This is a genomic window from Sphingomonas kyeonggiensis (assembly GCF_014196745.1).
In the GTDB taxonomy this organism is placed as follows: Bacteria; Pseudomonadota; Alphaproteobacteria; order Sphingomonadales; family Sphingomonadaceae; genus Sphingomonas; species Sphingomonas kyeonggiensis.
Window position 1 is genome coordinate 1140583 of record NZ_JACIEH010000002.1, and the last position, 15036, is coordinate 1155618.

Genomic DNA, 15036 nt, shown 5'->3' on the forward strand with positions numbered 1-15036 from the left:
CCAGGCAGGAGCGCGGGCACGAGGCTAGTTCAGGTGCCGTCCGGTGCCGGCGCGAAGATCCAGCCCTCGCCCTCGCGGCGGGCCGAGACGCTAAGTACCGCTTCCAGCCGTGAGATCACGGCCTCGGGCGGCCCGTCCAGGTTGATCGATCCGGCAAAGTGCCGGCCAGCCAGCCCCGGGGCCAGCCGGATACGCATGCCCGTCCGCCGGCTCACATCGGCGACGACGCGCGCGAAGGTGACGTCCTCATAGCTCAGTGCGCCGCCCTGCCGTTCGGAGCCTTGTCCGGCGCTCAGGCTGGTGGGGCTGCCCGGCGCCGCACCGTTCGGGATGACGCTACGCTGCCCGGCTCGGAGCTCGAGCTGCTTGCCCGCCGCGCGGATCGCCACCGAACCCTCGGTGACGGCGACGGTCGTAGCATCCGCCCCGCGATCGACGTCGAAGCGCGTGCCGAGATCCGTAACCTCGATGTCGCCGGCGGTCACCGTGAAGGGATGGGCCGCGTCGTGACGGACCTGGAAGCTCGCCTGGCCGCGCGTCAGATGCACTGCGCGGGGATTGGCCGGCAGGAAGCGGACCTCGCTGTCACCGCGTAGGGTCACGCTGCTCGCGTCGCCAAGGGCAAGCGTCCGCACTTCGTCCGCCCGGGTGCCGACGATCTGCTCCGGCGCCGAACCCGGTGGCTGCAGGAACCAGGAGGTGCCGAAGGCCAGGCCCGCCACCCCGGCAGCGAGCGCCGCGGCCGCCCAGCGCCTGCGCGCGGGGCGGGGCGATTCCTCGACGGGATCGGCAAGATCGCCCTGGATCAGCGTGAAGCGCTCGCGTGCAGGCACCGCGGCGATGGCGGCGGCGGCTTGATGGGCATTGCTGGCCGCGCGATCGAACAGCACGGCATGGCGCGGATCGGCCGCCAGCCATTGCTCCAGCGCTTCCCATTCGACGAAGCCGGGCGCGTCGGCGCGGATCGCCCAGGCGATCGCCTGTTCCTCGGCGTCGGACAGTTGCTTGCTCATCCTCGGCATCTCCTCGCGCCGATGACGCCATGGGCCGCTCTAAACCGCATCGCTGTCGTCCCTCAAGCGGGCGAGCGCCGCATAGCTCCGGCGCAGGTCCTTCTCCACCGTGCTGATGCTGATTCCCATCTCCTCGGCGATCCGCCGCTGCTCGATCCCGTCGACGCGGTAGCGGGTGAAGATGCGCATCGCCCGGCTGCCGACTTCGGCGAGCGTCTGCTCGATCTGCTGCAGATGCTCGCGCGCGAGCAGCGCGCGCTCGGCCATCGGCGCCTCTATCGCTTCGGTGATGCCCTGGGTGAAGCTCCAGTCCTGCTCGCGGTCGCGCCCGCGCGATGCGCCCCTGCGGGTGTCGAGGACCAGCCGGTGCGCCATCTGGTAGAGATAGGCGAGGGGAACATCGACGTCGGTGCGGACCTGCTGGACCTTGATCCAGAGTTCCTGGGTGAGATCCTCGGCACTGTCGGTGCCGCAGCGTATCGCCAGGAAGCGGGCGAGCGCGTCCCGGTGCTGCATGAAGGTCGCGACCAGTATGTTCTGACTTTCCCCCTGCACCCTTCGCCCGCCATTGACCCGCAGCGGCATCCTGCTTTCGCAGTGTTGCGGTGCAGCAGAGCCTTTCCGCCGGGCAACGTCAAGCACATTGCCGAAATGTGCCCGACCCGGCCGCGCCCCCGCGCTCACGCGGCGCGCGGGAGCGGGGTGCTGTCCAGGAGCGCGGCGTCGAAGCTGATCGTGCCGCGCATTTCCGGGGTGTCGGGACCCACTGCCATCGGGCAGGCGACGCCCGGCATCGCCGTCACGTCGAACAGCTCGGTGATATGCCCCTCGAGGCGGATCCACTCGACCAGGTTGCCGGTGGCCAGGTCGACGATCAGCAGCCCACACCAGGCTTCGGCGTCGCGCGCCTTGAGCTCCCCGTCGAGGGAGAGATGCTTGAACGTGCCGTCGCGCGGCTTGGAGACGGTCACGATCGCGTGGCCGTCATGGATCGTCATGCCACGCAGGAAGCCCGGGCAGAAGGCGATGTCGCGCTTCTCGCCGGTCCGCGGATCGACTTCGATGATCTGGCCGCGGCCGCTGTCCAGCGCATAGAGCCGGCCGTTCACCACCCGGGGGGAATGCGGCATCGAAAGCTGGTCGGTGACGATCCTGCCGGTCTGGACCTCGACGATCACGCCGCCTTCGTGGCGCCGCTCGCGCCAGCCGGTCAGCACGTCCGATCGGCTGACCGCGGTAACATAGGCCGGCCGCCCGTCCGCCATCGCCATGCCATTCAGGTGGCAGCGATCTTCGGGCGCCAGCCTGGAAATGAAGGGCGGCTTCCAGATCGGCTTGAAGCTGTGGGTCAGGTCCGGTGTGCACAGGCAGCTATATTTGGTGTTCACGAAGATGACGCGGCCATCGCCGTCCACGCCCAGTTCGTGGATGTCGATGTCGCCCGTCGTCTGGGCGTTGCGCGGCACCAGCACCACGTCGAAGGCCTCGTTGCCGCGCTCGCCGGGGCGCAACATGTTCTCCAGCCGCCACACCTGGCAGAGCGATCCGAGATAGAGCCGGCCGTGCGACCAGGACAGGCCCATGGCACGGCTGAAATTCTGCTGGTTGAACGAGACGGTGCCGTTCGGCTGCCGCCCGACCAGGAACAGCTGGCCGGTCTGGTAGGAGGAGAAGGCCAGGCTCGTCTGGTGCGCCGCCAGCCAGCCGCTCAGTCCGCGCGAGACGCTGATCTGTGAGGTCCCTGGGGCTGGTGCGGGCGGCGGCGCATCCGGCGCGCTCGCCGCTCCCGTGTTCACAGCCGCCCCGTTTCCCGTCGCGTTCTCCTGCGCCTTGGTCATTTTTCGCGTCCCCAAGCCTGCGGGCAAGTCGCGCCCGCGCGATTGTCACTATTTTGAAAGACGCCGTCATCGCGCTGTAACCTTGCGCCAAATCGGTCTTCGGCGACATTTTTTTGCATCACCGGATTTTTGGCTTTTCGAAGGTTGCGGGGCGCAAGGCTCGTCCGGCGACGCGGCGTCACAGGATCGTAACGTGACGCCCCGGGCGTCCATGCTGGAGATCCCGATGCCCCTTATGGTTCGTACCGCCGCTCCTCAGGCCCGCATGTCCCGCCGTCCGTCGAAGCGCAGCTTCTGGGGCGCAAGCGCGGGCGCGCTTGTCGCGCTGCTCGCCACCACCCCCGCACTCGCCCAGGCGGACCAGCAATGCGGCCCCGTGGTCGCCGGCACCGTCCAGTGCGCACCCTCCGACGACGCGCATCCCACCGGCGTGCGCTATGATCTCTCGGCGCAGCCGCCGCAGGATCTCACCCTTGTGATTCCCCCCGAGACCGTCATTTCGACGACCGATGACGAGACCGCCGGCATCAGCATCTCGACCGGGGGCGGGGCGATCACTGTCTCCGCGGCGGGTTCGACCGTGCAGACCGCGGGCTGGCGCAGCACCGGCGTGCGCGCGGTGAGCGCAGAGGGTAACGTGACCGTCGAAGCCGGCACCGTCACCACCAGCGGCTATCGCGCCGACGGCATTGTCGCGGACACCGGCAATGGCGGTAGCATCCGCATCACCGCCGATCAGGTCAGCACCTCCGGCGAGGCGGCGTTCGGCGTCCGCGCCAACACGCCCAATGGCGACATCGCGATCCACACCGGGGGCGTCTCGACCTATGGCCTGGGCGCCGACGCTATCTATGCGGCGACCAGCCACGGCAACACGACGATCGAGACCGGCGCGGCCTATGCCTGGGGCGGTTCCGCTCGCGGCATCGTCGCCTATGCCTCGGGTACGACCACGATCCATGCGGAAACGGTGGCCACCTCGGGCGGTGGTTACGGTACCGAGGCCGATGCGACGGCGGTGACTGCGATCGGCACCGCAGTCGATGTCGCGATCTCGGGCGGCGTGCGCACCAATGGCGATTATGCCACCGGCATCTTCGCGCGCAGCAACCTGGTCTACAGCGACGACGAGGTCACGCCGACGATCAGCGTGAGCGCAGGCTCGGTTTCGACCTCGGGCGCCTTTTCGGACGGCATCGTCGCGCTCAACTATTCCGAGAGCGGCGCGGTCCACGTCGATGTCGGGTCCGTCGATACCCGCGGGCCGGCCTCGTTCGGCATCTATGCCGGCGGCAATGGCGATGTCTCGGTACAGGCCGGCAACGTGACGACGCTGGGCACGGGCTCGCAGGGCGTGCACGCGGTGAGCTTCGGTGGCGACATCACGGTCACCACCGGCAACGTCGCGACCAGCGGCGAGCATTCGCACGGCGTGTACGCGATCAACTACAGCGAAGGCTCGGTCACGGTGAAGACTGGCGACGTGAAGACGCGCCGCGACTATTCGATCGGCATCGGTGCACTGTCGATCGGCGACGTCTCGGTCGATGCCCATTCGGTGCAGGTGAGCGGCTATGGCAGCCAGGGTATCGTCGCGTACAGCGTAGCCGGCTCGGTGGACGTGCAAGCCGGCACGGTTTCTACGCTCGGCGGCAAGGGCACCGGCATCGGCGCCTACAGCTTCGCCGAGGGCGAGACCGCCCATATCACGGTGGGATCGGTGGAAACGCGCGGCGACTATGCGGTCGGCGCCCTCGCTCTCTCCGGCGGCGGGCTGGCGAGCATCGACGTGACCGGCACGATCACCACGGCGGGCGAGCACAGCGAGGGCATCGCGGCATCGGGCATCGCGCTCAACGGCGGGGACGCGGTGGTCATCAATGCCGCGACGGTGATCACCACCGGCGGCGGTGCGCGCGGCATCTCGGCGAGCGGCTCGCTCGGCGACGTCCGCATCAATGTCGACAAGGTCATCACCTCGGGCGATCTCGGCGGCGGCCGGCACTCGACCTGGGCCGAGGGTATCCTCGCCAGCACCTATAGCGGCACGATCTTCATCGATGCGGGCAGCGTCGAGACTTCCGGGCGCGGCGGCGCGGGCATCGATGCCCAGGCCAATTTCGGCAACATCGCGATCAAGGCGGACACGGTCAGCACCGCCGGGATCCACGCGCCGGCCATCGTAACCGCCGCCATGGACGGCTGGACGACGATCGAGGCCGGCACGGTGAAGACCACCGGCGACGATTCCGAGGGGATCATCGCCCGATCGGTCCCGATGGACATCTATTCCGACGTCGATCGCAGCATCTCGATCAAGGCGGAGTCGATCGCCACGACGGGCAACCGCTCGGACGCCGTCTATGCCGTGGGCGCGGGGGCGATCACCGTCGATGCCGGCGCCATCGCCACCAGTGGTGCCGATGCCCGCGGCGTCTATGCCGCCAGCGTCTATGACGATGTCCGCGTCATCGTCGACAGCCTCAAGACCACCGGCGCCGGTGCCACCGGCATCTTCGCCCTGTCGCCCTATGCGAATGTCAGTGTCGAGGCAGGCAGCGTGGAGACGCGCGGCGACGCTACCGACGCGATCCGCGCGGGCGGTCTGAACGCCGCCGTGACTGCCCAGAACGTGACCGTCACCGGCGCGGACTCGCGGGCGATCGACATGCTCGCCGCCAGCGGGGACGCAGTGCTGAAGGCCGGCGCGATCACCGGCTCGGGTGCCGGCAATATCGGCGCCGTGGTCACCAGCTATGACGGTGACACCTCGATCCAGGTCGATCGCATCACGCTCACCGGCGCCGGCAGCATTGGCATCGCCGCGCGTGCGATCGGCGGCAACCTGACCGTCTCCAGTGGCGCGGTCAGCACGACCGGCACCGCCATCGACGCGACAGCCAGCGGCGATGTCGGCATCACCATCCGCGGTGCGACCAAGTCGCAAGGGGACGCGATCGTCGCCACCGGCAACAACATATCCCTGACGATCGCCGCCGGCGGCAGCGTTTCCGGCGTCAACGGCGTCGTGGTCAGCGCGCAGACCTATGTGCCGCCCGCCGAGCCGGGCGAGGGCGAGGCGCAGAGCCAGCGGGCCGCCGCAGATCCGATGCACCGCTTCACGCTGACCAATGCCGGGCTGCTCGAAGGCGGCAGCGGCTATGCGCTGCGCGTCGATGCCGGCACCGCGACGATCGCCAACAGCGGCACGATCAAGGGCCGCCTGCTGCTCGGCGACGGCGATGATCTGCTGACCAACACCGGCCTGTTCCTCGCGACCGCGGACAGCGATTTCGGCACCGGCAATGATCGCTTCGTCAATCAGGGCACCGTCCGCATCGGCGCAGCGGGCGCACCTGCCGCCAGCGTGACCCTGCTCGGGCTCGAGCGGTTCGAGAATGCCGGTGGCACGATCGACCTGTCGAACGGCCATGCCGGGGACACGTTCACCCTGCCGAAGGATTATGTCGGCTCGAACGGTGCCCGCGTTGCGCTTGATGTCGGCGGCGGTACGACCGATCGGCTCGTCATCGGCGGCGCGGCGACCGGTTCCACCACCGTGCTGCTCGCCGATGTCGGCAATGCGAACGCGGTCCTGACCGGCCAGGCGCCTGTCGCGCTCATCCAGGTCGGTGCCGGCTCCTCGGCGAATGCCTTCACCCTGGCAAACAGCGACATAGGCCTGGTCCATTACGACCTCGGCTTCGACGCCGCGAGCGGGAAGTTCCTGCTGCGCAATGCAGCGGGCACGCCGGTCTACCGCCTGGCCAGGCTGAACGAGACGCTGGCCAATGCGTGGAGCCGGGGCACCGACACCGTCGCGACCCATCTTGCCGGCGCCCGGGATGCGGGCACGGCCCAGTCCAGCGCACTCTGGGGCATTTCCGGCGGCGGCTCCGAGCGTATCCGCCAGACCCGCTCGATCAACGGCAGCGATACGGCGGTCGGGTACCGGCAGGACGAGGTTGAAGCCCGGATCGGCTATGACTTTGGCGTCGGCAATGCCGGGCGGCCGGGCTTTGGCATCACCGGCGGCTATATCAACTCGAAGGTCAATTTCTCGGGCAGCGCGGCCCATGCCACTGCCGACAGCCTGGACCTTGGCGGCTATGGGCGCCTGTCGAGCGGCCGGTTCTTCGCCAATGGGTCGGTGAGCGTGGCGTTCCATTCGCTCAAGGTCGTCGACCGCGGGCTCGGCTATAGCGATGACGTTTCCGGGCGCAGCGTCGGCGCGCAGGCGGAAGCGGGTGCCCGCTTCGGCGGTAATGCCTTCTTCGTCGAGCCCTCCGCCCGGCTATCCTGGTCGCACACCAGCCTCGGCGATGTCGCCGCGCTCAGCCAGACGGTCTCGCTCGACAGCCTGACCAGCGTGCGCGGTACCTTCGGCGCGCGGCTGGGTGGGACGACCCATCTCGGCGCGACGCCGGCGACCTTCTACGGCGGCGTGCACTATGTCCACGAGTTCGCGGGCAAGAGCGACGCGACGCTGTTCAGCAGCACCGCCAGCGACACGATCTCCGGCCTCGCGCTGCCCGATCAGGTTCGTGCCTCGATCGGTACCAGCATCGGTGGCACCGGACCGGTCTCCGGCTTCGTGCAGGCCGATAGCGCGTTCGGCTCCGGCCGCCGCGGCGCCGGTGGCCGCATCGGTATCCGGTACGGGTTCTAATAGCCTCCCGGGTGGGTTGCCGCCGCAGCAGCTACTGCGGCGGCAGACCATCCTCGTTTTGTCCATTGTTGTGACAATCGGCCACACGGAGCCGATCCGGGGACTTTTCTCCGGGAAAGCGTCACATTGATCCCGTAGCGATGCCCCGCGGGGGACGGAGCGATGCTCCCCCACGCACGGGGTTCCTTCCGGATCAGGCCATGGACAAATCGCGTCTCGCTTCGTCGGGCATCACCGCTGCCCTGGCCCTGTGCCGCCGCCATCTGCTCGCCGTGGCGGTGTTCAGCGCGCTCCTCAACCTGCTCTACATCGCGCCGACCCTCTACATGCTGCAGGTCTATGATCGGGTGGTCCCGACCCGCGGACTGCAGACCCTGGCGTTCCTCACCCTGGTGCTGCTCTTCGCGCTGGCGACGCTGGCGCTGCTCGATGGAATCCGCGCGCGGCTGCTGGTCCGTGCCGGCGTCCAGCTCGATGCCGCGCTCGCGCCGCAGATACTCGACGCGACGCTGGGACGCCCCGATCTGCCGGTCGCCCGCCAGGCACTGCGCGAGTTCGACACGATGCGCGCCACGCTCAGCGGCGCGGGCGTGCTGGCCCTGTTCGACGCGCCCTGGGTGCCGATCTACATCCTGGTCTGCTTCCTGGTGCACCCCTGGCTCGGCCTGGTCGCGATCCTCGGCTGTGCGGTGTTGCCGCTGATCGCCTGGGCGAACGAGCGTTCGACCCGCAAGCGGCTGGACCGGGCACAGAAGATCGCCGCGCTTTCCTATGCCCATCAGGATGCGGCGTTGGGATCGAGCGACAGCATCCGCGCGCTCGGCATGCGCCGTGCCATGGTGGCAAGGCAACTGCGCCAGCGCGAGGCGATGCTGGATGCGCAGACCGAGGCGGGCTTCGCCACGGGCGGCTATCTTACCGCCACCAAGTTCGTCCGCCTCGCGCTCCAGTCGCTGGCGCTCGGCCTGGGCGCACTGCTCGCGGTCGACAATCTCATCTCGGGCGGGGCGATCTTCGCCGCTTCCTTCCTCATCGCGCGCGCGCTCGCACCGATCGAGCAGCTGATCGGGACCTGGCGCGCGATCGTCCAGGCGCACCAGGCCTATCGCAGCCTCAGCCTCCTGCTGGACGGTACCGCGGAGGCGGGCGAGCCGACCCGGCTGCCCCCTCCACGCGGCGCCGTGACGCTCGAGAATGTGACCGTGCTCAACGATGCACGCGACGGTGCGGTGCTGAATTCGGTCTCTCTGCGCATCGCGCCGGGCGAAGTGGTCGCGGTCGTCGGGCCGAGCGGAGCGGGGAAATCGACCCTGGTCCGCACGATCGCCGGCGCGTTGCTGCCCGATCACGGCACCGTTCGGTTCGATGGCGCCAGCGCGACCGACTGGGAGCCCGAGGTGCTGGCCCGCTACATCGGTTACCTCCCGCAGGACTTCGCGCTGTTCGCCGGCACGGTGGCCGAGAATGTGGCGCGCTTCTCGGGGGAACTGGGTGAGGATCGTTCGGCGATCGATGCCGCGGTGATCGCCGCCGCCGAGAAGGTCGGCGCCGACGCGCTGATCCGTCGGCTCCCCCGGGGCTATGAGCATGCATTGAAGCTGCGCGGTGCAGGGCTGTCGGCAGGCCAGGCGCAGCGGATCGCGCTGGCACGCGCCGTCTATCGCGACCCGCCGATCCTGATCCTCGACGAGCCCAATGCGCATCTCGATGCCGAGGGCGATTCAGCGCTGATCGCCGCGCTTGGCGCGCTCAAGGCGGAAGGCCGGACGATCCTGATCGTATCGCACAAGCTCGGCATTCTGCCGGTCGTCGACCGTATCCTGGTATTGCGCGAAGGGAGAGTGGAGATGTTCGGACCGCGCGACGAGGTGCTGCCGAAGATCACGCCTCCGGCCCTGCGGGTGGCGCGTGCGGCAGGAGCGCAGGCAGGATGACGGCCGCCATCCTGCTGCCGCCGCGCCGCGATGCGGTGGCCATTCCGGCGCCCGTGCGCGCCGATCCGACACGGGATATCCGGCTGGGTGCGATCGTTGCCGCGCTCTTCTTCGTCCTATTCCTCGGCTGGGCCGCGTTCGTGCGGCTGGATGCTGCGGCCTATGCGCCGGGCACGCTCGTCGTCTCGGGACAGCGCCAGTCGGTCCAGCATCGCGATGGCGGCGTCGTCGGCCGGATCCTCGTCCATGAGGGGCAGCGCGTCGAACGCGGGCAGCTGTTGATGCAGCTCGCCGCCGCCGAAGTGCAGGCGCAGGAGCGGGCGCTCGCGTCCCAGTCGATCCGGCTGCTCGCCCAGCGCGCCCGGCTCCAGGCGGAGGAACTGGGCAAAGCAAGTTTCGCGCCGCCGCGTGAATTCGATGGTCTCGCGCCCGAGGACAGGGACGAGGCGGAGGTCGCGATGCAGCTCCAGCGGACCGAGCTCAGCGCGCGCACCGCCGTGCTGGTGGCGCAGAGGGACGCGCTCGGCCAGCGTGTGATCCAGTCGAGCGAGCAGGGGCGCGGCTATGACCGCCAGGCGGTTTCGACGCAGGAGCAGCTGCGGCTGATCGAGGAGCAGATCCGGGTGTTGCGTCCCGTCGCCGACAAGGGCTTCGTATCGCAGACCAGGATGCGCGATCTGGAGCGTGCGCGTGCAGATTTGCAGGGGCGGAGCGGGCAATATAGCGCCAGCGTCGCGCAGACCCGCGGGGCGGTGGGCGAAAGCCGGATGCAGATGCTCGAGACCGAGCGCAGCTTCCGCGAGCGGACCGCCGCCGACCTGCGCGACGTCGAGAGCCGGCTCGGCGAGATGCTGCCCAAATGGATCGCTGCCCGCGACCAGCTCGAGCGCACCGCCATCCGTGCGCCCGCTACCGGTGCGGTGGTGGGCCTGTCGATCTTCACCCCGGGTGGGGTGATCTCGCCGGGGCAGAAGCTGATGGACATCGTGCCCGAGCATGCCGCGCTCCGCATCCAGGCCCGGATCGCCCCCGACGACGCCGATGACCTCGCGGTGGGGCAGAAGACGCTGGTGCGGTTCAGCGGCCTGCACGAGCGCCGCCTGCCGAGCCTCGAAGGCCGGCTAACCCGATTGTCGGCGGACAGCTTCATCGACGAGAAGACCGGCCAGAGCTTCTTCACCGGGGAAGTCACCGTGCCGCGCGACCAGCTCGGGCTGATCCAGGCGGTGCGGGGCAGCGATTTCGCGCTGCGTGCCGGAATGCCGGTCGAGGTGCTGATCCCGCTGCGCAAGCGGACTGCGCTCGACTATGCGCTCGAGCCGCTCATCGGCAGCTTCTGGTCCTCGTTCCGCGAGCATTGACCGGGATTGGGCCGGCGAAGGGCGCCGGTTTCGTCCGTTCCACCCGCCCCGGCGTGCAGGCGGAAAAGCGGCACCCCGGTCGAGCGCGTGCCCGACCGGGGTGCCAGCGCATCAGAAGCCGTGCGCGAGGTCGTTCGACGTCACGTGCTGAAGCGTGTCCGCAAGCGCACCATTCGCTTCGAGTGTGCCGGCCAGCGCCGACAGATGGTCGAAGATCGAATCGCCGGTGACGATATGGACCTGGCTGGCGTCGCTGACGCCGAGCAGGACCGCAGATCCGCCCAGGCTGAGCTTGAGGACGAGATCGTTGACGCCGTCATTGTTGACGTCCTTGACCTTGGTTTCGGTCACGGTGACGCCGTCGTCGAGAACGATCTGATCCTGGCTCGTGTTGAAGTCGTAAATCGTGTCCCGGCCGCCGAGCCAGCTGAAGTGGAAGCTGTCGTTGCCGGCGCCGCCCCACAGCTGGTCATTGCCGAGGCCGCCGTACAGTGCGTCGTTGCCGGCATCGCCATGGAGCTGGTCCTTGCCCAGACCGCCATACAGCGTGTCGTTCCCGTCACCGCCATTGAGCACGTCATTGCCCAGGCTGCCGTCGAGCAGGTCGTGTCCGCCCTGGCCATTGAGCGTGTCGTTGCCCAGGCCACCCCACAGCGTGTCCTCGCCCGAGGTGCCGTTGAGCGTGTCGTTGTGGATGGTGCCGATACGCACCACGCCGTCCGCAATGCCGGTCACCGTGACGGTCACCGTCGCCGTGCTGGTCAGGCCACCGGCATCGGTCACCGTATAGGTGAAGCTGTCCGTCGCAGTGGCGCCCGGCGCCAGCGCGTCGAACGCATCGGCGTCGGCCACATATTGCAGCGTCTGGTGCGCGGGATCGAACACCACATGGCCGAGCGTGCCGCTGGTGTTGATCGCGCTGATGGTGAGCGGCTGGCCCTCGGGATCGGCGTCGTTGCCGAGCAGCGTGGTCCACAGGTTCGCCGTCGTCGCATCCTCGTTGACCGACGCCGCGTCGGCATGCGCAACGGGCGCCTGGTTGGGATGGTCGTCATTGACGATCGTGCCCGTGGCGGTGTCGTTGTCGATGATCACATTGGCGCTGAGCGGGTAAAGGTGGACCGCCAGAGTCTCGTTGCCCTCGACGATGGTGTCGCCCTTGACCGCGATGGTGATCGTCTTGCTGGTCTCGCCCGCGGCGAAATCCACGACGCCCGCAAGAACCGCGCCCGAGGCGAGATCGCTGGCCGAGGCGGAACCGTCGAGCTCGACGCCGTACTCGATGCTCGCCGCATCGGTGCCGCCGGTGCGGGTAACGGTGAAGACGAGGTTGCTCGTGCCGCTATTGCCTTCGACGACGCTGGCGTCGCCGATGCTGATGTGGCTGGGGAGGACGTCGTCGTTGACGATGGTGCCGGTGGCGCTGTCGTCATCGACGATGACATTGGCGCTCAGCGGAAACAGATGGACCGAAAGCGTTTCGTTGCCCTCGACGACGGTGTCGCCCTTGACCGCGACGGTGATCGTCTTGCTGGTCTCGCCGGCGGCGAAATCCACGACGCCCGCGAGTACCGCGCCCGAGGCAAGGTCGCTGGCCGAGGCGGAGCCGTCGAGATCGACGCCATACTCGACGCTGGCGGCATCAGTGCCGCCAGTGCGGGTAACGGTGAAGACGAGGTTGCGGGTACCGCTGTCGCCCTCGACGACGCTGGCGTCGCCGATGCTGATGTGGCTGGGCAGGACATCGTCGTTGACGATGGTGCCGGTGGCCGAATCGTCATCGACGATCACGTTGGCGCTCAGCGGATAGAGGTGGACCGAAAGCGTTTCGTTGCCTTCGACGACGGTGTCGCCCTTGACCGCGACGGTGATCGTCTTGGTGGTCTCGCCGGCGGCGAAATCCACGACGCCCGCGAGAACCGCGCCCGAAGCGATATCGCTGGCCGAGGCGGAGCCGTCGAGATCGACGCCATACTCGACGCTGGCAGCGTCGGTACCGCCAGTGCGCGTGACGGTGAAGACGAGGTTGCGGGTACCGCTGTCGCCCTCGACGACGCTGGCGTCGCTGATGCTGACATGGCTGGGCAGGAAGTCATCGTTGACGATCGTGCCGGTGGCGGTGTCGTCGTCGAGGATGAAGTCACCGCTCAGCGGGTAGAGATGGACCGCGAGAGTCTCGTTCGCCTCGATCTGGGTATCGCCCTTGACCGCGACGGTGATCGTCTTGCTGGTTTCGCCGGCGGCGAAATCCACGACGCCCGCAAGGACTGCGCCCGAGGCGATGTCGCTCGCCGAGGCAGTGCCGTCGAGCTCGACGCCATATTCGAGGCTGATCGCGGCGCTCGCATCACCGGTGCGGGTGACGGTGAAGACGAGATTGCGGGTGCCGGAATCACCCTCGATGACGCTCGCATCGCTGATGCTGAGATGATCCATGGGATATTATTCCTTTAGCAAGTCTACGCATGCCGCGTAGAGAGGATGTGGTTACGCGAATCACAAACAAAGTGACGCATTGGGCTAGTCGTCGAGTATGACAGCGCCATTGCGGACCTTTATTTACTGAATTGTCAATTGTGATTCGGTTTTGTCTATTCTTGTCTATTTATTGTTCATTGTTGTGGTGATTTTGTACGATGTTGTGATTTGTGGATTGTGCGGGGTCATTGCGCGTGCGTGGCCGTGCATTGTTCAGCCAACGGCAGATGCGAGACTTGACCCAATCGGCGAAGGCGTTGGCGGCAGCGCCGTGGAGCGTGCGGTCACGCGTTGGTGCGGTGCGCCAGAAGACCCCGTGTTTCCCCTAGGTGAGCAAAACGCCGGATCATCCATGTCACACTAGCGTCCCAGAAAAGTGGTCTAAAAAGCGCACGGTGCTCCGACTCAATGCGAGTGTTCATGCCTGGTCCAAATCGGATCAATTTCCCGGGTCTATTCTGCTCGTGTGTCGGCCAGGCCGTCATACTGGGCGGGATCCTGTACGGACTCTCCGACAGCCGCCGGGAAAGGCTGGGGATTAAGGATGCACATGCCCCGCTGGTCCTGCAGTTCGAACCATTCAGTGCCGAAGGCGCGCCGAGCCGGTCGGTGAAGGCCGATCATGTGGCGACGGCCGTCACGCCCCTCGCCGACAGCAAGCGCCGCCTGGCCGAGCCCGTGAAGTCGAGCGATCCCGCGAGCGCCGAGGCCGTTCCCGCAGCGGATGAAGCGCCGGCAAAGACCCCGAGCGAGGCGCAGGGGGAGCATGCGGCGGTCAATCCTTCCCAGTTCAGCGACTATCAGCGGCGGCTCTACGAGGCGGTGGCGAATGGCAGCCGCTATCCGGCGGAGGCGCGGCGCCTCAACCTGTCGGGCGTCACGCGGCTGGCCTTCAAGGTCGATCGCGAAGGCAAGGTGCTCGACAGCTGGATCCAGGAGAGCTCGGGCTCGGAACTGCTCGACGATGCCGCGCTTGCGGCACTCGAGCGCGCCCAGCCGCTGCCGCCCATACCCGTGGGGCTGCCGTCGCGACTGAACTTCGTGATCGAGATCGACCTCTCGGTCATTCGGCAAGACGCAAGCCAGCAGGCCGGGCGGAAGTGACTCACTTCGAGGCGCGTGCGCAGAACCGGACCGACCGGGACGCCGCCGCGAGCCGGTCGGCGCGCGACGTGCTGATCGCGCTGCTCGTCTCCACCTATCCCGATCTCAAGAAGCGCCTCACCGCGCGATTGGGATCGGCAGAGACCGCCAACGAGGCCTTGCAGGACACCTATGTCCGGCTGCAGCGCACCGAGATCCAGGGCGAGCTGCGCAATCCGCGCGCCTATCTGATCACCATGGCCGTCAACATCGCGTCCAATCGCACGCGATCGGAGGCACGGCATCTGTCCGCCGCGGACATCGAGGAACTGCTCGACATCGCCGATGACAGCCCGGACCCGCTGCGCGTCGCCGAGGCGCGCTCGGAGCTCGAGGCGGTCGAGCGCGCGCTGCAGGGGTTGCCGTCGCGGCGGCGCGCGATGTTCCGCCGGTTCTGGGTCGAGAACGCCGACTATGGGAGAATTGCCTCGGATTTCAACGTGTCGGAGCGGACTGTTCGTCATGAGCTCCTTCTGGCGACGCGGCACCTGCACGCGGCGACAGAGGAAATATTTGTTGCGGACTTGCAAAAACGCCTGTCCCAAGTGTCTTCACAATAGAGATGCGCGATGATCAGGCAAAGCGCGTCCCTGGCGGAGC

Annotated in this window: 9 protein-coding genes; 5 read left to right on the forward strand and 4 right to left on the reverse strand. The window is 67.8% G+C overall.

From position 1 onward, the window contains the following. Nucleotides 1-29: 29 nt before the first annotated feature. From GGR46_RS13890 to GGR46_RS13900, 3 genes are all read right to left on the reverse strand, one after another. Nucleotides 30-1013, reverse strand: coding sequence for a FecR family protein (locus tag GGR46_RS13890; protein ID WP_183998527.1), 984 nt, complete (start codon nucleotides 1011-1013; stop codon nucleotides 30-32). 39 nt (nucleotides 1014-1052) lie between these two features. Next, nucleotides 1053-1568: a sigma-70 family RNA polymerase sigma factor gene (locus GGR46_RS13895; RefSeq protein WP_183998528.1), complete on the reverse strand. Its 516-nt coding sequence runs from the start codon at nucleotides 1566-1568 to the stop codon at nucleotides 1053-1055. A 125-nt stretch (nucleotides 1569-1693) separates the two neighbouring features. Beyond that, nucleotides 1694-2851, reverse strand: a complete 1158-nt coding sequence (locus GGR46_RS13900; RefSeq protein ID WP_183998529.1) for a TIGR03032 family protein — start codon at nucleotides 2849-2851, stop codon at nucleotides 1694-1696. Between the two features lie 226 nt (nucleotides 2852-3077). Here GGR46_RS13900 and GGR46_RS13905 point away from each other — a divergent pair, with 226 nt between their 5' ends. The 3 genes from GGR46_RS13905 (at nucleotide 3078) to GGR46_RS13915 (ending at nucleotide 10815) form a co-directional block, all read left to right on the forward strand. After that, complete coding sequence (locus tag GGR46_RS13905) at nucleotides 3078-7520, forward strand: beta strand repeat-containing protein (protein WP_183998530.1); 4443 nt, start codon at nucleotides 3078-3080, stop codon at nucleotides 7518-7520. A 200-nt stretch (nucleotides 7521-7720) separates the two neighbouring features. Then, on the forward strand, nucleotides 7721-9454 hold the full coding sequence (locus tag GGR46_RS13910; RefSeq protein ID WP_183998531.1) for a type I secretion system permease/ATPase: 1734 nt from the start codon (nucleotides 7721-7723) through the stop codon (nucleotides 9452-9454). Next, nucleotides 9451-10815 carry an HlyD family type I secretion periplasmic adaptor subunit gene (locus tag GGR46_RS13915; RefSeq protein ID WP_183998532.1) on the forward strand — a complete coding sequence of 455 codons (1365 nt, stop codon included), beginning with the start codon at nucleotides 9451-9453 and terminating at the stop codon, nucleotides 10813-10815. The genes GGR46_RS13910 and GGR46_RS13915 overlap by 4 nt, the downstream gene beginning before the upstream one ends. Before the next feature lie 111 nt (nucleotides 10816-10926). Here GGR46_RS13915 and GGR46_RS13920 read toward each other — a convergent pair whose 3' ends face one another. After that, nucleotides 10927-13251, reverse strand: a complete 2325-nt coding sequence (locus GGR46_RS13920; protein ID WP_183998533.1) for a Calx-beta domain-containing protein — start codon at nucleotides 13249-13251, stop codon at nucleotides 10927-10929. A gap of 651 nt (nucleotides 13252-13902) precedes the next feature. Here GGR46_RS13920 and GGR46_RS25445 point away from each other — a divergent pair. Both GGR46_RS25445 and GGR46_RS13930 read left to right on the forward strand, forming a co-directional pair. Beyond that, the gene (locus GGR46_RS25445; protein WP_343058162.1) at nucleotides 13903-14397 is read left to right on the forward strand and encodes a TonB family protein; all 495 of its coding nucleotides are present in this window, start codon (nucleotides 13903-13905) and stop codon (nucleotides 14395-14397) included. Continuing rightward, entirely contained in the window at nucleotides 14394-14996 is a 603-nt protein-coding gene (locus GGR46_RS13930) for a sigma-70 family RNA polymerase sigma factor (protein WP_183998535.1), read from the forward strand. The genes GGR46_RS25445 and GGR46_RS13930 overlap by 4 nt, the downstream gene beginning before the upstream one ends. Nucleotides 14997-15036 lie beyond the last annotated feature (40 nt).